Below are 16,818 nucleotides of genomic sequence, written 5' to 3' on the forward strand. Positions count from 1 at the left end.
GCACCAGCCAGCGGTCCGCCCAGGCCGCGTCGGGTTCGTCCGGCACGTCGGCCTCCTCGACCAGGACCGCCAGGCGCGCTTCCAGCTCCGCGGTGCGCTCCAGCGCCTCCTCGAGCGTACGCCCGCCGCGCCGCAGATCCAGGAGCCACCCGCGGTCCGGCTCCGGCACGGGCAGGGTCATGCGCCCCCGCTCCAACAGCTCCACACCCTGCAGGCCCAGCCTGACCATGTGGTAGGCGAACTTGGTGTCGAACCCGTGCTCGTGCACCAGCTCGGGGCGGTTCGTGTGCCCGCGCCCGTCCGTCAGGCGCGCGCGCTGGGCGCGCAGGTACCCCAGGAACCGGTGCCCGGACCGGCGGGGGACGNGCTCCCGTCCCAGGTCGGTGACGGTCACCAGTTCCGACTCGTGCGCGAACAGCGGCAGCAGCACCGTCGGGTTGCCGTCCAGGGCCAGACGGGTCCACTTGCGCAGGGAGTAGACCGTCAGGTCCAGGTCGCCCTCGCCCGAACGCACGTGTTCGGGGCGGCTGCGGTACACGTACTGCTCGAAGTGGCGCAGGCCCATGACGTACTCCGGGGGTTCCACACACAGGCCCATCTCGTCCCGGTCGCCGCCGTCCAGGGCCAGCCCGTGCACCCGGGACCCCACCTGGCAGCGCAGTACGGTGCCCTGCTCGGCGATCCGGGCGAACTCCTCGCTCGCGTGCTTCAACGGCCCTCCCGTGCATTCGGTGGCGACGGCGGCAATCTACCCGCGCCCCGAGCGCCCGGCCGAACGGTTTTCGCGCCCTCGTGCCCTTGCCGGACCCGCCCCGCAGGCCGTAGGACTGTTCACCGACTGCCACACCGGGCCCGACCACGGGTCCCGTCCCCGAAAGAAGAGACCGTGCCCCCTCGCAGCACCCGCCCCGAGATCGACACCACCGTCGCGCACAACGCCCGTATCTGGAACCACTGGCTCGGCGGCAAGGACAACTACCCGGTCGACCGTGAGCTCGGCGACCGGATCCGCTCCTTCTTCCCCGAGATCGTCGACAACGCCCTCGCCGACCGTGCGTTCCTGGTGCGCACCGTCACCCACCTGATCCGGGAGGAGGGCATCGACCAGTTCCTCGACATCGGCACCGGGCTGCCGACGCACAACAACACCCACGAGGTCGCCCAGGCCCTGGCCCCGCACGCGCGGGTGGTCTACGTCGACAACGACCCGCTCGTGCTGGCACACGCCCGCGCGCTCCTGGTGGGCTCGGAGGAGGGCCGCACCGACTACGTCGACGCCGACATGACCGACCCCGACGCCATTCTGGAACGGGCCGCGGCCACGCTCGATCTGGACCGTCCCGTGGGCCTGATGCTCTTGGGCGTGGTCAACTTCGTCGGGAACGACGTGGTGGTCCGCGACGTGCTCGACCGGCTGCTGGGGGCGCTGGCGCCGGGCAGTTTCCTGGTTCTGGCGCACCCCACCGACGAGGTCGACCACGAGCGCGCCCACGAGGTCGCCCAGGCCTGGAACGAGCGCGGCACTCCCCGCCTGACCGTGCGCACCGCCGAGCAGCTCCGTGGTTTCTGCGACGGCCTCGAACTGTTGGAGCCGGGCGTGGTCTCCTGCCCCCTGTGGCGTCCCGACGCCCCCGAGGTCGGCGACGTGCGTCCCGTGGCCGAGTACGGGGCGGTTGCCCGCAAGCCCTGACCGGCCCGGAACGCCGAGAGCCCGTCGGGCGTGGCTTCCCGGCGGGCTCGGGACCGCGCCGTGGGTCAGCGCGGACGCTGGTCGATGATGCGGCGGAACTTGCCGACCGAGCGCTCGATGCCCTCGGGGTCGACGATGTCGACGGTCACGCTCACCCCGACCTTGTCCTTGACGGTCGCCACGATCTCCTTGCTCAGGCTGACGCGGCGGTCCGCCGGGCAGTCGGGGGCGGCTTCCACACGCACGGCCATGCTGTCCAGGCGCCCGTCGCGGGTCAGGACGAGCTGGAAGTGCGGGGCGAGCCCGTCCAGGCCGAGGACGACCTCCTCGATCTGGGTGGGGAAGACGTTGACCCCGCGCAGGATGATCATGTCGTCGCTGCGGCCGGTGACCTTGTCCATGCGGCGCATCGGACGGGCGGTGCCCGGGCGCAGTGTGGTCAGGTCGCGGGTGCGGTAGCGGATGACGGGCATCGCCTGCTTGGTGAGCGAGGTGAAGGCGAGCTCACCGTAGTCACCGTCGGGCAGGACGTCCTGGCTGACCGGCTCGAGGACCTCGGGGTAGAAGTGGTCCTCCCAGATGTGGAGGCCGTCCTTGGTCTCGACGCACTCGTTGGCCACGCCCGGGCCCATGACCTCGGAGAGGCCGTAGATGTCGACAGCGTTGATGTCGAAGCGGTCCTCGATCTCGCGGCGCATCTGCTCGGTCCAGGGCTCGGCGCCGAAGATGCCGGTCCTGAGGGAGGTCGTGCGGGGGTCGATGCCCTGGCGCTCGAACTCGTCCATCAGGGTCAGCATGTAGCTGGGCGTGACCATGATGATCTCGGGCCGGAAGTCCTGGATGAGCTGGACCTGCTTGGCGGTCTGGCCACCGGACGCGGGGATGACGGTGCAGCCCAGTTTCTCCGCACCGTAGTGGGCGCCCAGTCCGCCGGTGAAGAGCCCGTAGCCGTAGGAGACGTGCACCTTGTGGCCGGGGCGCCCGCCGGCCGCGCGTACGGAGCGGGCCACGACGCCGGCCCAGGTGTCGATGTCCTCCTCGGTGTAGCCGACCACGGTGGGGCGCCCCGTGGTGCCGCTGGAGGCGTGGATACGGCTGACCTGTTCCTGGGGGACCGCGAACATGCCGAAGGGGTAGGTGTCGCGCAGGTCGGCCTTGGTCGTGTGGGGGAAGTGCTCGAGGTCCTCCAGCCTCCTGAGGTCCTCGGGCCGCACTCCGGCCTCGTCGAACTTGCGCTTGTACAGCGGCACGTTCTCGTAGGCGTGCTTCAGGGTCCATTGCAGGCGGGTGAGCTGCGTGGCGCGCAGTTCGTCGACACTCGTGCGTTCGGCCGGGTCGAGCGTCCGGGGGTCCGGCACCCGGCCGAGACGCTGGGGGAGGGCAGTACCGGCCGGCTGCGGGGTGGTGTCGTGGATTGCCATGGGCCTCTCCGGTTACTGAGCGCGGTTGTTCCGCCGGGCCGGGCGCCTGGGTGGGGGGCGGCGGAACGGGCCGCGTGTCGGGTGGACGCGGTGCGTCTGCGGGGACGACCGACTTGCTTACTGACCGAACGTTCAGTTACTAATGCATTAATTCAGTCCCCGGCCGACCGTGTCAAGGAGGTGTGTCGATGAGTTCACAGGTGATGGTGGCGCGCGCCACCACGAGTAGCGGGAGGTCACGCGCGAGCGAGGTCCACTCGGCCGACGGGGGCAGTCCCAGGCCCGCTGGGGCGGCGCCGCGAGCCGGGTCGACCTCGACGGGGCGCCATCGGCCCGGGGTGTCCCTTGGGCAGCTCCGGCGCCCGCATCCTGGTCACCCTCCTCGACCTCATGGAGCCTGAAGGGGCCCGTCGCGGCCCGGCCGTCCTGTGCGTGGGTGTGGGCCGGGGCGCATCTCTACTGGTGGAGCGCGTGTGAGTGAGAACTTCGAGACCCTGAACGTCGACCGGTACGAGGACCGCGTGGTGGTGGAACTGCACCGCCCCGAGGCCCGCAACGCTATCAACGGCCGCATGATCGAGGAACTGCACCGCGTGTGCGCCGAGATCGAGGCCGATCCCAGACCCCTGCTGCTGACCGGGCACGGGACCGTCTTCGCCGGCGGGGCCGACATGGCCGAGCTCCGTGCCCGTGGCCGGGAGGAGGCCCTGGCAGGGATCAACAGCCGCCTGTTCGAACGGCTGCATCGCCTCCGGGCGCCCACCGTCGCAGCGGTGGACGGGTTCGCACTGGGAGGGGGCGCCGAGCTCTCCTACGCCTGCGACATCCGAATCGCCACACACACGGCGGTCTTCGCCCAGCCCGAGCCGGGGCTGGGCATCATCGCGGGGCCGGCGCGTGCTGGCGCCTGCGCGAGCTGGTCGGTGTCTCGGTGGCCAAGCAGGTCCTGCTGGGCGGGTTCGAGCTCGACGCCGACGCGGCGCTGCGCCACGGCCTGGTCGCCGAGATCGTGCCCTCCGATGAGCTGCGCGAGCGCGCCCACGGCCTGCTGGACCGCATGACCAGGAGTTCGGCCCAGGCCCTGCGCCTGACCAAGATGGTCGTGGATGCAGAGGGGCCCCACCCGCTGGCCGACGACCTGACGCAGGCGGTGCTGTTCGAGAGCGCCGACAAACACGACCGGATGACCGGTTTCCTGGAGAGGAAGAAGCGTTGAGCAACACCGAGCAGGCCGTGCCCGCAACCGTCGCCGTCATCGGCGGGGGAACCATGGGCGCCGGTATCGTCCAGCAGTTCCTCACCGCGGGTGCCTCCGTCGTGCTGGCGGAGGCCACCGGAGAGGCCGCCGCGGCCGGGCACGAGCGTGNAAGGCCCGTTACCGCGGCAGGATCGAGCGCGACGCCCGGAGCTACCTGGAGGCGCTGTCCACCGTGGACTCGGCCGAGAAGATCCCCGCCGGGACCGGGCTGGTCGTGGAGGCCGTGCCGGAGAAACCCGAGCTCAAGATCGCCGTGCTCACCGCCGCCGAGGCCGCCGCGGGGGAGGGCGCCGTCCTGGCCTCCAACACCAGTTCCCTGTCGGTCACCGACCTCGCGGCGGCGCTGAAGCGTCCGGCACGGTTCCTGGGCTCAACCCGGTCCCGGCCTCGAAGCTCGTGGAGATCGTGACCGCCCCCGAGACCGACCCGGCGGTGCTGGAGGCGGTTCGCGGTTGGGTCGGCGCGCTGGGCAAGGCCGAGATCGTGGTCCGAGACGCTCCCGGGTTCGCCACCAGCCGCCTCGGTGTGGCACTGGGCTTGGAGGCGATCCGCATGGTCGAGGAGGGGGTCGCTTCCCCGGCCGACATCGACACCGCCATGGAACTGGGGTACCGCCACCCGATGGGGCCGCTCAGGCTGACCGACCTGGTCGGGCTCGACGTGCGCCTGGCCATCGCCGAGCACCTGGCGGGTGAACTGGGGGACCGGTTCGCGCCGCCGGAGCTCTTGCGCCGTAAGGTCGCCGAGGGCAAGCTCGGCCGCAAGAGCGGCACGGGTTTCCACGACTGGAATTGAAGGAGCGAGAGCGTGAGCGAACAGAAGGCGGCGGAGTTCGTCGAGGCCGACGGCCTGGCCACGGTGCGGCTCAACAGCCCGGCCCTGACCGGCGAGGTCAAGGAGGAGCTGCTGGGTGCGCTGCGCCAGGCGGCCGAGTCCACCACCGCGCGTGCGGTGCTGCTGCTGGGCTCGGAGAAGGCGTTCTGCGTGGGCCAGGACCTGGCCGAGCACGCCAGGATCCTGGAGGAGGAACCCGAACAGGCCCTGACGACGGTGCGCGAGCACTACAACCCCATCGTGCAGACCTTCGAGTCGATCCAGGTTCCGGTCGTGGTCGGTATCGGCGGCGCCTGCGTGGGCGCCGGCCTGGGTTTCGCGCTGGCGGGGGACGTGCGGGTGGCCGCGCGCCGGGCCAAGTTCGGCACCGCCTTCACCGGGATCGGCCTGGCCTCGGACTCGGGCCTGGCGGTGCGCCTGGTGCGTGCGTTGGGCAGCGCGCGGGCCATGGAGATGATGCTGCTGGGTACGACGATCGCCGCCGAGCGGGCCCACGAGCTGGGTCTGGTCACCGAGGTCGTGGACGACGACGCCTGGGAGCAGCGCGCCCGTGAGCTGGCCTCGGTCCTGGCTGCCGGGCCGACCAGTGCGTTCGTGGCTGCCAAGCGCGAGGTGCGTTCGGCCTCCGAGGGCGGGTGCGATCTGCCCGAGCTGCTGGAGGAGGAGGCCGACCTCCAGAACGAGCTCGGCGTGACCGGCGACCACGTCGGCGCGGTGAAGTCCTTCCTGAACAAGGAGAAGCCGGTCTTCTCCGGCAGCTGACGGAGGGGGCGCCCGCGGGCGCCCCCTCCGGTCGCGTTCGGATCCGGCCGCCGGGGGCTTGCATCGGGCGGTCGGATCCGGGGATACTAATTACTTACCGAACGTTCGGTTATCAATGGGGACGGAGGACGGAGAACCATGACAACCACGGCCCAGGAAGCGCCCCCCGGTGACGACCGGGCCCGGCAGGCCGACTTCGACGCGAAGGTCGCCTCCAACCAGCGCATCGAACCCCGTGACTGGATGCCGGAGGGCTACCGCAGGACGCTCGTGCGCCAGGTCGCCCAGCACGCCCACTCCGAGATCATCGGCATGCAGCCCGAGGGCGACTGGATCGCGTCCGCGCCGAGCCTGCGCCGCAAGGCCATCCTGCTCGCCAAGGTCCAGGACGAGGCCGGCCACGGCCTGTACCTCTACGCTGCCGCCGAGACCCTCGGCATCGACCGCGCCGAGCTCACCGAGCGCCTGATCGAGGGCCGCCAGAAGTACTCCTCGATCTTCAACTACCCCTCCCTGACCTATGCCGACGTCGGTGTCATCGGCTGGCTCGTGGACGGCGCCGCGATCTGCAACCAGGTGCCGCTGTGCCGCACGTCCTTCGGGCCCTACGCCCGCGCCATGGTGCGTATCTGCAAGGAGGAGTCCTTCCACCAGCGCCAGGGCTACGAGCTGCTCATGCGCATGATGGAGGGCACCGAGGGCCAGCGCGCCATGGTCCAGGACGCCGTCGACCGCTGGTGGTGGCCGTCGCTGATGATGTTCGGCCCGCCCGACGCCGACTCGCCCAACACTCAGCAGTCGCTGGAGTGGGGCATCAAGATCGACACCAACGACGCCCTGCGCCAGAAGTTCGTCGACATGACCGTGCCCCAGGCCGACAAGCTCGGCGTCACGCTGCCCGACAGCGAGCTGGCCTGGAACGAGGAGAGCGGCCAGTACGACTTCGGTGAGCCCGACTGGAACGAGTTCAAACGGGTCGTCACCGGGTCCGGCCCCTGTAACGCCGAGCGCGTGGCCCGCCGCCGCGTCGCACACGAGAAGGGCGCGTGGGTCCGCGATGCCGCCACCGCCTACGCGAAGAAGCACCAGAACTCCCGGGAGGTCGCCGTATGAGCGCCGACGAAAAGCCCCGTCCCGTCCGGCCCGAATGGCCGCTCTACGAGGTCTTCGTCCGCGGCAAGCGCGGCCTCAACCACGTGCACGTGGGCTCCCTGCACGCCCCGGACGACCGGATGGCGCTGCACAACGCCCGCAACCTGTACACGCGCCGCAACGAGGGCGTCAGCATCTGGGTGGTGCTCGCGGAACACATCACCGCCTCCAGCCCGGACGAGAAGGACCCCTTCTTCGAGCCGAGCGGTGACAAGGTCTACCGCCACCCCACCTTCTACCCCGTCCCGGAGGACGTCCCCCACATCTAGGGTCTGTTTGGTGGACGCCTTCCGTTGCTCCGGCCGGCTACTGCCCCGCCAGGCGTCCGTCGAGGGCGGTGGCGGGTGACGGGCGGGCGCAGCCAGTGGTGCGGTCGCAAGGCCGAAGAAGGGGTCGGCCGGATGCGCCGTCGACTGATGAGAACGCAGCGAGAGTGCCGCTGGGGCGCCGCGCAGCAGGTGATCGGTGTTACCGAACAGGCCCTGGGACAGGCGCCCGAGCGCCGCGGCCCGCCCGCACGGGCACGCACCCAGGGGACCGAAGAGGCACAGAGGAACGACAATGAGTGGCGACAACATCTTCACCGGCCTGGTCGAGGAACACGACAGCGACACCCGCTGGGCCTTCGGTACCGGTTTCACCGAGGCGCTCGCGGGTGTGGACACCACCCTCCCCGAGGGCGTGGACGGTGAGGACCTGGCGCGGTACTGCCAGATGCTCGGCGACGACGCCCTCGTCCAGGCCCAGCGCCTGAGCCAGTGGGTCACCGACGCACCCGAGCTGGAGGAGGAGGTGGCCCTGGCCAACATCGCGCTGGACCTTCTCGGCCAGGCCCGCCTGCTGCTGGCCCGGGCCGGACAGGCCGACGGCACCGGTCGGGACGAGGACGACTTCGCCTACCGGCGCGAGGCCGCACAGTTCCGCAACGTCCGCCTGGCCGCGGCGCCCCGGGGCGACTTCGCCCGTGCGATCACGACCCTGCTGGTGCTGTCCGGCTGGCGGCTGTCCCTGATGAGCCGACTGCGTGAGAGCCGCGACCCGGTCCTGGCCGCGATCGCCGCCAAGGCCGTCAACGAACTGGCCTACCACCGCGAGTACGCGGTCTCCTGGGCGCTGCGCCTGGGTGACGGCACCGAGTACTCCCACGAGCGCATGGCCGCGGCGGTGGCCGACGTGTGGCCCTCCACCGGCGAACTGTTCGCCACCCACCCCGTCGAGGCCCGCATGTCCCGGCTCGGCGTGGGCGTCGACCCGGCCGCGGTCGCCGCCGAGGTCCACGACGTGCTCGTGCAGGTCCTGACCACCGCCACCCTCGACGAGCCCGGAGCCTTCCCGGAACCGGCCGAGGCCGGACGCAGAGGCGACCACGGGCCCGAGCTCGCTCCGCTGCTGGAAGAGATGCAGCAGGTGGCCCGAGAGCACCCGGAGGCGTCATGGTGACCACGCTGACCGACCGCGACCGCGCCCACCGGGCCGCAGCAGCGGTGACCGACCCCGAACTGCCCATGCTCACCCTCGAGGACCTGGGGATCCTGCGGGAGGTCCGGGTCGGGGAGGAGGGCACCGTCACGGTGTGGATCACGCCCACCTACTCGGGCTGCCCCGCACTGGCCGAGATGCGGGTGGACGTCGACCGTGCCGTCAGGGCCGCCGGCTTCGAGCAGGTCGAGGTGCGCACCGCGCTGTCCCCGGCCTGGAGCTCGGACTGGATCACCGACGAGGGCCGCCGCAAGCTCACCGAGCACGGCATCTCCCCGCCCGGCCGGGCACCGGTCCGCACCAGCGGCCCCGTCCCGCTCACCCTCTCGCCCACCAGGACCGCCCCGCGCTGCCCGCTCTGCGGCGGCGCCGACACCGAGGAGCTGTCCCGGTTCGGCGCGACCTCGTGCAAGTCGCTGCACCGCTGCTGCAGCTGCCTCGAACCGTTCGAGCACGTCAAGGAGATCTGACAGTGTCCACAACCGTGACCGAAGCGCCCGCACGGAACCGGGCCGCCTTCCACCGGCTGCGCGTGGCCGACGTCGAGCACCTGTGCGACGACGCCGTCGCTGTCACCTTCGACGTTCCCGACCACCTTGCCGACTTCTACGCGTTCGCGCCGGGCCAGTCCCTGACCCTGCGCCGCGAGGTCGACGGGGTGGAGCAGCGTCGCAGCTACTCCGTCTGCGCCCCCGTCGGCGAGGCACCGCGGGTCGGCGTGCGCCTGGTCTCGGGCGGGGTGTTCTCCACCTGGCTGGTCAAGGAGGTGCAGGCCGGAGACGAGATCGAGGTGGGCGCCCCCACCGGACGGTTCAGCCCCGACCTCGGCCGGGCGGGGCGGCACGTGTTGGTGGCCGCCGGTTCCGGCATCTCCCCGGTGCTGTCGATGGCCTCCTCGCTCCTGGCGCGCACCGACTCCACGGTGACGCTGCTGTACGGCAACCGCCGCAGCGCCTCGGTGATGTTCGCCGACGAGCTGGCCGATCTCAAGGACCGCTACGGCGCCCGGCTGGAACTGGTGCACGTGCTCTCCCGGGAACCCCGGGAGTCTGAGCTGTTCACCGGACGGCTGGACGCCGACAAGCTCGACCAGCTGCTCAGCACGGTCGTGGCGCCCGACGCCGTCGACCACTGGTGGCTGTGCGGCCCCTACGGCATGGTCACCGATGCCCAGCAGATCCTGGCCGACCACGGTGTCGAGGGCGAGCGCATCCACCAGGAGCTGTTCTTCGTCGAGGGTGCCGAACCGCCGCCCCAGGCCCGCCACGAGGAGCCCGAGGTCGAGGGCCCCTCCACCGAGGTGACCGTCGTCCTGGACGGGCGATCCAGCACCATGACGCTGCCGCAGGGCGTGCCGGTGCTCGACTCGGCCCAGCGTTACCGCCCCGACCTGCCCTTCGCCTGCAAGGGCGGGGTGTGCGGTACCTGCCGCGTCATGGTCTGCGACGGCGAGGTGAAGATGCGCCGCAACTACGCCCTGACCCCTGCCGAGGTCGACGCCGGGTACGCGCTGGCCTGCCAGTCGCTGCCCACGACCGACGGACTCACGGTCGACTTCGACTCCTGAGCCGGCGCGGGGGACCAGCAGTTGCCCCGCCTGCCTCGGGGATCCACCCCCGCCCCCGGTGGGCGGGTTCGAGGAAGGAGAAGGGCACCCCGCCCGGCCGGGGCGCCCGACACACGGTTGAGCACCACCGAGCCCCCGCAGGGGGAGAACGAGACCGCCCGCCGCATGTTCGAGGCCGACCACGCCTCCAAGAACCTGGGCATGCGTCTGGTCGAGGCCGGTCACGGCACAGCGGTCGTGGAGATGGCCGTGGGCCCCCTCATGGTCAACGGCCACGGCATCGCACACGGCGGGTTCGTCTTCACCCTGGCCGACACCGCCTTCGCCTGTGCCTGCAATGTCGACGGCCGCGGGGTCACAGTGGCCTCCGGCGCCGACGTGACCTTCGTGGCCCCCGCCGAAGAGGGCGACCTGCTTGTGGCCAACCNAACGGGTGGTCCAGGGCCGCAGCGGGATCTACGACGTGACCGTGCGCCGGGGCGAGGACGTGGTCGCCGAGTTCCGCGGCCGCAGCCGGACCCTGCCGCGGACCTGAGACGGGGCGCTTCGGACCACACGAGGAACCGGACAGGGCGGCGATCCGGTTCACGACACCACTGAGTGGCCCCGTGTGGTCGGGGCCGGCCGACGAGACCCTGGCCGCGGCCGGGGCCGACGAGTGGAGCGCACCGGAGACTGCACCCGAACGCACCACCCGTCGGCGCACGGGGCACGGTATCCGGTGGCGCCGGACCGGATCCTGACACGGAACAGGGCGCATCGAGTGAACTTCCGGGTGTATCGGGGCATCGGACTCGTCGAGTGGGTGCGCCCCGTTGCCGACCACATCCCCCGTCCCCCTGAAAGGCGCCGATGTCCCCATCCCCTGACGCCGTGACCCTGCCGCCCGGACTCGCGCCGCTCGAGGAGGGCGACCCGGAACAGGTCGGCCCCTACAAGGTCGTGGGACGCATCGGCTCTGGCGGCATGGGTGCCGTCTACGGGGCCCTGGACGGGCAGGGCGTGTGCGTGGCCGTCAAGACCGTGCACGCCGGGGCCGCCCGGAGACCCTCGTTCCGGGAGGCCTTCGCCCGCGAGGTCGAGATGCTGGGACGCGCCGACGGGGTCAGTACCGCGCGCCTGCACGCCGCCGACCCCGGGGCGGAGGTGCCGTGGCTGGCCTTCGACTACGTGCCCGGCCGCGACCTGCGCGCCCACGTGCGCGCCTTCGGTCCGCTGGAGGGCGACATGCTCCGCACGTTCGCCCTGGGCGCGGCCGAGGGGCTCGCAGCGCTGCACACGGCGGGCATCGCGCACCGTGACATCAAGCCGGGCAACGTCATCCTGTCCCCGCACGGACCGAAGATCGTGGACTTCGGGATCGCCGTCGACATCGGCACCGAGCGCTCCGATGACGCCTCGGCCACCTACGGGACCCCCGGTTGGGCGGCACCCGAACGCTACTCCGGGGCCGCCGCGGACCCGGCAGCCGACGTGTTCGCCTGGGGTGGGCTGGTCACGCTGGCTGCCACGGGGCACCAGCCGTTCGGGACCGGTGACGCGGGCGAGCTGGCGCGCCGGGCGCGCGAGGGCGCACACGACGTCGACGGGGTGCCCGAGGATCTGGTCGGTCTGGTCGAGGAAGCGCTGTCGGTGGATCCGGACCGGCGTCCGACCTCCGAGGCCCTGGTGGGGGCGCTGCTGCCGGAGCTGCCGGAAGTCTCGGCCGAGGGAACGCAGAGGCAGGACGGCGGCCGCCCGGTCACGGCCGCCGGCACCCTGCGCCGCATGCTCGGCGACTACTGGAGCGGTGTGGACGACGCCGGTCACGACCCCGCCCGATGGGCCGCGGTGTTGGGTACGGCCTCCGCGGTCGGCCTGGGTGCGGGCGCAGCGGGGTCGGGTGTTCCGGGCTCCGGGGCTGCCGGGTCCGCGGGCGCTGGAGGAGGCGCTACCGGAACCGCAGGTACTGCCGCGGCCGGCAGTGGCGCCGGCGGCTCGGGGGCGGCCTCCGGGGGTGTGCTGAGCGCGGTCGCCACGTCCAAGACGGGGCTGGCCGGTGCGGGGCTTCTCACGGTGGCCGGGCTGGCCACGGTGGGTGCGGTCGCCTACGACCAGCTCCGGGTCACGCCGGGGGAGAGGATCAGCGCGGCCGCGGACGTGCTCGAGCAGGGGCAGGGGTTCACCGCCTCGGTGGAGCGCTCCTTCACCGAGGAACACGCGCAAGAGGTCTCCGACCGGACCGGGGTGCCCGTGGACCAGGTGGTGGAGGGCAGCCTCATCGAGGAGGAGTACCTGTACTCGGCCGGCACCGACACCTTCATCGTCCGGGGCGAGGGGATGGGTGGCGGTACCACGGCGGTGGCCGGCCACGAGGGGGACCTGTACGTGTACGCGGAGCGAGAGGAGGAGTGGATGTCCACCATCGAGCCCGTGGAACCCGGGCCCGGCGTCAGTGCCGAATCCGTTGCCGCCACTCTGGCCACAGCGCCGCTGCGGATGCCGTCCGAGGAAGAGGCCGAGGTTGTTGAGGGTGAGGAGCGTGTGTACACAGGCCCCACCGTGCTCGGACTCCTGGACGAAGGGGACCTCGTGGAGGAGGAAGCCACAGCGTGGATCGCCCTCGACGGGGAGGAGGGGCCGGTGTGGGCCGAGTACTCGGCGGAACGTTGGGACGTCCGGGTGGAGTTCGATGAGGTCGACGCCGACGTGCCGCTGGAGGACCCCCAAGTGTGGGCCGAAGGTGAGCCGGGGCCCGGCTGGGACGTGGTCTACGCCCCGATTTGCGGCACCGTGGTCATGGGCTACCCAGAGGAGAAGGAGTGGTCGGTCCAGGCCAGTGGTTGGGATATGGACTGCGACCGCGCGATGGACGTGGCGGACGTGCTGGAGAACCCGAGTGAGCACCAGGACAGGCGGGTGTTCCTCAACGGCCGCTTCTCCAGGGGCACGACCAGCGTCATCGATGGGGCCGTGGCCTGCGGCGACTCCTGGGACGGCGAGGTTGCTGCGGAGGAGGACCCGGACGAGAGCGCCGTCTCCTACCCACCGTGCAGGCCGTCGAGCGAGCCGACACGGCCTCATGCTGAGGATCCCGAATACTACGAGGCCGAGATCGAGGACATCGCGCTGATCCACTTCCACAAGCAGGGTTGACCGGGGCCGACACGACAAAGGTCCGGGGGCGCGACGGTGTCGCGCCCCCGGACATAGCTGTGGCCCGCGTCCCCCAACGCGGGCCACAGCGGGCGCGGCCAGGGTGCACTGAGTGCGGTCTGGCCGCTGGGAAGGCGGATGCGGCGTCTCTGGGCGTGTCGGAAACCCCCATTACCGACACGCGCGCTCGCATCCGCGCATGGTTTGTGGTGAGTGCTTCGAGGGTCCTGAAGGGTGCGGGGTTTTCGGTCTCGAGGCGCTTCACCTGGCTCAACGCCTCTTATGGCTGTGGTGTTCCCGCTGCAGGGACCGATTTTTCGCCGGGGCCGGTAAAAACCCGGTGCGGGTACGGCAACGGGAGGGTCCGGGGGAGGGGTGCGGAGGGTCGTCCGGGCCGGGTCGGCGCGGCCGAAACCCCTGTCACGCGGGGCTTTCGGTGCATGGGAGGTGGGAGGGGCGCGTGGGCTCCCCGGCGGGTCGGGGCGGTCGGGTGTGCCGGGACACCCGAGGTGGAGGGTTAGCTCACGGCTCGGGGTGCGGGAACGCGGTGTCGGTGCGTGCGGCCGGCCGCACGGGCGGCGGAGTGGTGCGGCGGTGCCGGCTCGGTCTCGGTGCCGGCGGTGGGGCGACTGTGGCGCTCCAGGTGTTCCAGCACCTCGGGCAGGGCCTGGGAGAGGCGGACGGGTGCGCGGTCCTCGGTGGTGGTCTCGACGGGGTCGGTGGGGGTCATGGCGGTGCGGGCGCGGGCGCCCTGCCTCCTCGTCGGGTGCGGTCGGTCGGCGGTCGCGGCCGCGGTGACCGAGGGTGTTTCGTCCTTTACCTGGGATAGCACGCCGCGGTGACATTCTGCGGACACAGAGTGTGCCTGTGGACGAACACGGCCTCTCGAGGGAGGGGAATGCAGCGGTCGTTCGGGGTGTTCACACGTGGTAGCTTCTGAGGAAGCTGTTTCTATGGAAGCAAATACGGGAGCGGGTCATGCAGTTCGGAGTCTTCTCGGTCAGTGATGTCACCCCCGACCCCACGACCGGGCGCACACCCACCGAGGGCGAGCGCATCAAGGCGATGGTGCGCATCGCCCTGAAGGCCGAGGAGGTGGGCCTGGACGTCTTCGCCACAGGTGAGCACCACAACCCGCCGTTCGTGGCCTCCTCGCCCACGACCATGCTCGGCTACATCGCCGCGCAGACCGAGCGCCTCCAGCTCTCGACGGCGACCACCCTCATCACCACCAACGACCCGGTCAAGATCGCCGAGGACTTCGCGATGCTGCAGCACCTGGCCGACGGCCGGGTGGACGTGATGATGGGGCGCGGCAACACCGGCCCGGTCTATCCCTGGTTCGGTTACGACATCCGCGAGGGCATCAACCTGGCCCTGGAGCACTACAACCTTCTGCACCGTCTCTGGCGCGAGGACGTCGTGGACTGGCAGGGCAAGTTCCGGACCCCGCTGCAGGGCTTCACCGCCACCCCGCGCCCGCTCGACGGCGTGCCGCCCTTCGTCTGGCACGGCTCGATCCGCAGCCCGGAGATCGCCGAGCAGGCCGCCTTCTACGGCGACGGGTTCTTCCACAACAACATCTTCTGGCCGGCCACCCACACCCGCAAGCTCATCTCGCTGTACCGGCGCCGTTACGAGTACTACGGCCACGGCAAGGCAGAGGAGGCCGTCGTCGGGCTCGGCGGTCAGGTCTTCATGCGCAAGAACTCCCAGGACGCCGTCAAGGAGTTCCGGCCCTACTTCGACAACGCACCCGTCTACGGCGGCGGCCCGTCCCTGGAGGAGTTCACCCGCGAGACCCCGCTGACCGTCGGCAGCCCGCAGGAGGTCATCGACCGTACGCTCGGTTTCCGGGAGATGTTCGGCGACTACCAGCGCCAGCTCTTCCTCATGGACCACGCCGGCCTGCCGCTCAAGACGGTCCTGGAACAGCTCGACATCCTCGGCGAGGAGGTCGTGCCCGTGCTCCGCGAGGAGTTCGCCGCCAAGAAGCCCGCCCACGTCCCCGACGCACCCACCCACGCCTCGCTCCTGGCCGCGAAGACGGCCGCAGGGGAAGGGGAACAGGAGGAGCAGTCATGACACGCAGGATCGTCACCGTCAGCGCGGGGATGAGTACCCCGTCCTCGACCCGTCTGCTGGCCGACCGGCTCACCGGGGCCACCGAGAAGGCGCTGTCCGAACGCGGCGAGCAGGTGCAGAGCCGCGTCGTGGAACTGCGCGACCTCGCGCACGACATCATGAACGCCATGACCACCCGCGTGCCCACCGGAGAACTGCGGGGCGTACTGGAGGACCTCGGGCAGGCCGACGGCGTCATCGCCGTCACCCCGGTCTTCAACGCCTCCTACAGCGGGCTGTTCAAGTCCTTCTTCGACATCGTCGACCCCGACGACCTCGACGGGCTGCCCGTACTCATGGGCGCCACCGGGGGCAGCCCGCGCCACTCCCTGGTGCTCGAGCACGCCCTGCGCCCCATGTTCTCCTACACCCGCTCCACGGTCGTGCCCACCGGGGTCTACGCGGCCTCGGAGGACTGGGGCTCGGGCGAGAACGGTGGCCGCGAACTGGGCGACCGGATCGACCGTGCCGGACGCCAGCTCGCGATGCTGGCCACCGAGCGCGCACCGAAGGGCGCCGACCCCTTCGAGGAGCCCACGCCCTTCGCCGACCTCATGTCGGGCCTGGGTACCTGAGGGCCCGACCGAAGGGGCCGGGCGCGTACTGCTCCCCGCGCCCGGCACGCCCGTTTCCCGGCGGCCCCGAACAGGGGGCCTGTCAAAACCGAACGCCGTTCGTTAACGTTGCGCCATGGACGCCGCGCGCATCTACGCCAACACTCAGAACCGCCTGTTCGACCTGGCCTCCGGCCTGACCGAAGAACAGGCCGACGCACCCGTCCCGGCCCTGCCCGAGTGGACGGTCACCGAGACCTACGCCCACCTCGCCGGTATCTGTTCCGACGTGCTCAGCGGGGCCCTGACCCCGCCGGCCACCGACACGGTCACCGCACGCCAGGTCGCCGAACGCGCACACCTGGACGCCGACGAGATCTGCCAGGAGTGGAAGGCCGAGACCCCCGCCTTCCTCGACCTGCTCTCCACACAGCAGCGCACCCGCTACCGCTTGCCCGTGGTCGACATCTGGCACCACGAGAACGACCTCCGCGGGGCCCTGGAGCTCGGACCGAACACCGAGGACGCCGACCAGATCGCCGACTTCACCATCGGCGGCCTGGCCAAGGGATGGAGCCCCGAGCTGCCGTCGGTCCGCGTCGAGGGCACCGGAACCGGCCGGACCTGGACCCTCGGCCAGGGCGAGGACCTCATCTGGCGCGCCCCGCTGTTCGAGCTCGTCCGGGCCGTGCTCGGCCGCCGAAGCAAGGGCCAGGTCGCCGCCATGGACTGGAGCGGTGACCCCGCACCCGTCCTGCGACACCTTTCCGCCATGCCCTTCCCCGAACGCGAGCTGGCGGTCTGAGCCCGGGTGCACTTCGCCCCGCGGCCCCGGCAGGCCG

At 71.3% G+C, this 16,818-nt stretch carries 15 protein-coding genes and 3 pseudogenes; 15 read left to right on the top strand and 3 right to left on the bottom strand.

Annotation, left to right across the window (positions count from 1 at the left end):
- A partial coding sequence (locus D474_RS28190) for a DNA polymerase beta superfamily protein (protein WP_017613454.1) occupies nucleotides 1-712 on the bottom strand: 712 nt, incomplete at its 3' end.
- Nucleotides 713-886: 174 nt separating this feature from the next.
- Between D474_RS28190 and D474_RS0110055 the strand changes: the two genes are divergently transcribed.
- Nucleotides 887-1,690: an SAM-dependent methyltransferase gene (locus tag D474_RS0110055; RefSeq protein WP_017613455.1), complete on the top strand. Its 804-nt coding sequence runs from the start codon at nucleotides 887-889 to the stop codon at nucleotides 1,688-1,690.
- 65 nt (nucleotides 1,691-1,755) lie between these two features.
- On the opposite strand, the gene paaK is transcribed toward D474_RS0110055, so the two are convergent.
- Nucleotides 1,756-3,111 carry a phenylacetate--CoA ligase PaaK gene (gene paaK / locus D474_RS0110060; protein WP_017613456.1) on the bottom strand — a complete coding sequence of 452 codons (1,356 nt, stop codon included), beginning with the start codon at nucleotides 3,109-3,111 and terminating at the stop codon, nucleotides 1,756-1,758.
- A 345-nt stretch (nucleotides 3,112-3,456) separates the two neighbouring features.
- On the opposite strand from paaK, the gene D474_RS30955 reads away from it, so the two are divergent.
- The 11 genes and pseudogenes from D474_RS30955 to D474_RS0110115 all read left to right on the top strand — a co-directional run bounded on the left by D474_RS30955 (nucleotide 3,457) and on the right by D474_RS0110115 (nucleotide 13,298).
- Complete coding sequence (locus D474_RS30955; RefSeq protein ID WP_239647034.1) at nucleotides 3,457-3,588, top strand: hypothetical protein; 132 nt, start codon at nucleotides 3,457-3,459, stop codon at nucleotides 3,586-3,588.
- Nucleotides 3,585-4,327 (top strand): annotated as a pseudogene (locus tag D474_RS28195) (enoyl-CoA hydratase/isomerase family protein). Before D474_RS30955 ends, D474_RS28195 begins: the two are co-directional and overlap by 4 nt.
- A gap of 53 nt (nucleotides 4,328-4,380) precedes the next feature.
- Nucleotides 4,381-5,164, top strand: a pseudogene (locus D474_RS28200) (3-hydroxyacyl-CoA dehydrogenase family protein).
- A 12-nt stretch (nucleotides 5,165-5,176) separates the two neighbouring features.
- Nucleotides 5,177-5,965 carry an enoyl-CoA hydratase/isomerase family protein gene (locus tag D474_RS0110075; protein ID WP_017613457.1) on the top strand — a complete coding sequence of 263 codons (789 nt, stop codon included), beginning with the start codon at nucleotides 5,177-5,179 and terminating at the stop codon, nucleotides 5,963-5,965.
- A gap of 138 nt (nucleotides 5,966-6,103) precedes the next feature.
- The gene (gene paaA / locus D474_RS0110080) at nucleotides 6,104-7,078 is read left to right on the top strand and encodes a 1,2-phenylacetyl-CoA epoxidase subunit PaaA (RefSeq protein ID WP_017613458.1); all 975 of its coding nucleotides are present in this window, start codon (nucleotides 6,104-6,106) and stop codon (nucleotides 7,076-7,078) included.
- The gene (gene paaB / locus D474_RS0110085) at nucleotides 7,075-7,386 is read left to right on the top strand and encodes a 1,2-phenylacetyl-CoA epoxidase subunit PaaB (RefSeq protein ID WP_017613459.1); all 312 of its coding nucleotides are present in this window, start codon (nucleotides 7,075-7,077) and stop codon (nucleotides 7,384-7,386) included. Before paaA ends, paaB begins: the two co-directional genes overlap by 4 nt.
- A gap of 292 nt (nucleotides 7,387-7,678) precedes the next feature.
- On the top strand, nucleotides 7,679-8,557 hold the full coding sequence (paaC, locus tag D474_RS0110090) for a 1,2-phenylacetyl-CoA epoxidase subunit PaaC (protein ID WP_017613460.1): 879 nt from the start codon (nucleotides 7,679-7,681) through the stop codon (nucleotides 8,555-8,557).
- A complete protein-coding gene (gene paaD / locus D474_RS0110095) occupies nucleotides 8,551-9,066 on the top strand; it encodes a 1,2-phenylacetyl-CoA epoxidase subunit PaaD (RefSeq protein ID WP_017613461.1) in 516 nt (171 codons plus the stop codon). The genes paaC and paaD overlap by 7 nt, the downstream gene beginning before the upstream one ends.
- Before the next feature lie 2 nt (nucleotides 9,067-9,068).
- A complete protein-coding gene (paaE, locus tag D474_RS0110100; RefSeq protein WP_017613462.1) occupies nucleotides 9,069-10,163 on the top strand; it encodes a 1,2-phenylacetyl-CoA epoxidase subunit PaaE in 1,095 nt (364 codons plus the stop codon).
- A gap of 165 nt (nucleotides 10,164-10,328) precedes the next feature.
- A pseudogene (paaI, locus tag D474_RS28205) lies at nucleotides 10,329-10,698 on the top strand (hydroxyphenylacetyl-CoA thioesterase PaaI).
- Between the two features lie 317 nt (nucleotides 10,699-11,015).
- Complete coding sequence (locus D474_RS0110115) at nucleotides 11,016-13,298, top strand: serine/threonine-protein kinase (RefSeq protein ID WP_026118349.1); 2,283 nt, start codon at nucleotides 11,016-11,018, stop codon at nucleotides 13,296-13,298.
- 517 nt (nucleotides 13,299-13,815) lie between these two features.
- On the opposite strand, the gene D474_RS0110120 is transcribed toward D474_RS0110115, so the two are convergent.
- Complete coding sequence (locus tag D474_RS0110120) at nucleotides 13,816-14,130, bottom strand: hypothetical protein (RefSeq protein ID WP_239647035.1); 315 nt, start codon at nucleotides 14,128-14,130, stop codon at nucleotides 13,816-13,818.
- 146 nt (nucleotides 14,131-14,276) lie between these two features.
- On the opposite strand from D474_RS0110120, the gene D474_RS0110125 reads away from it, so the two are divergent.
- From D474_RS0110125 to D474_RS0110135, 3 genes are all read left to right on the top strand, one after another.
- Entirely contained in the window at nucleotides 14,277-15,383 is a 1,107-nt protein-coding gene (locus tag D474_RS0110125; protein WP_017613466.1) for an LLM class flavin-dependent oxidoreductase, read from the top strand.
- Entirely contained in the window at nucleotides 15,380-15,997 is a 618-nt protein-coding gene (locus tag D474_RS0110130; RefSeq protein ID WP_017613467.1) for an FMN reductase, read from the top strand. Before D474_RS0110125 ends, D474_RS0110130 begins: the two co-directional genes overlap by 4 nt.
- A gap of 115 nt (nucleotides 15,998-16,112) precedes the next feature.
- Nucleotides 16,113-16,781 carry a maleylpyruvate isomerase N-terminal domain-containing protein gene (locus D474_RS0110135; RefSeq protein WP_017613468.1) on the top strand — a complete coding sequence of 223 codons (669 nt, stop codon included), beginning with the start codon at nucleotides 16,113-16,115 and terminating at the stop codon, nucleotides 16,779-16,781.
- The last annotated feature ends 37 nt before the right edge of the window (nucleotides 16,782-16,818 follow it).

The sequence above is a fragment of the Nocardiopsis salina YIM 90010 genome (assembly GCF_000341025.1).
GTDB lineage: Bacteria > Actinomycetota > Actinomycetes > Streptosporangiales > Streptosporangiaceae > Nocardiopsis > Nocardiopsis salina.

Coding starts and splice junctions, on each gene's coding strand:
- D474_RS0110115 (WP_026118349.1), top strand. CDS start 11,016: ATGTCCCCATCCCCTGACGCCGTGACCCTGCCGCCCGGACTCGCGCCG.
- paaB (WP_017613459.1), top strand. CDS start 7,075: ATGAGCGCCGACGAAAAGCCCCGTCCCGTCCGGCCCGAATGGCCGCTC.
- paaK (WP_017613456.1), bottom strand. CDS start 3,111: ATGGCAATCCACGACACCACCCCGCAGCCGGCCGGTACTGCCCTCCCC.
- paaC (WP_017613460.1), top strand. CDS start 7,679: ATGAGTGGCGACAACATCTTCACCGGCCTGGTCGAGGAACACGACAGC.
- paaD (WP_017613461.1), top strand. CDS start 8,551: ATGGTGACCACGCTGACCGACCGCGACCGCGCCCACCGGGCCGCAGCA.
- D474_RS0110125 (WP_017613466.1), top strand. CDS start 14,277: ATGCAGTTCGGAGTCTTCTCGGTCAGTGATGTCACCCCCGACCCCACG.
- D474_RS0110135 (WP_017613468.1), top strand. CDS start 16,113: ATGGACGCCGCGCGCATCTACGCCAACACTCAGAACCGCCTGTTCGAC.
- D474_RS0110130 (WP_017613467.1), top strand. CDS start 15,380: ATGACACGCAGGATCGTCACCGTCAGCGCGGGGATGAGTACCCCGTCC.
- paaA (WP_017613458.1), top strand. CDS start 6,104: ATGACAACCACGGCCCAGGAAGCGCCCCCCGGTGACGACCGGGCCCGG.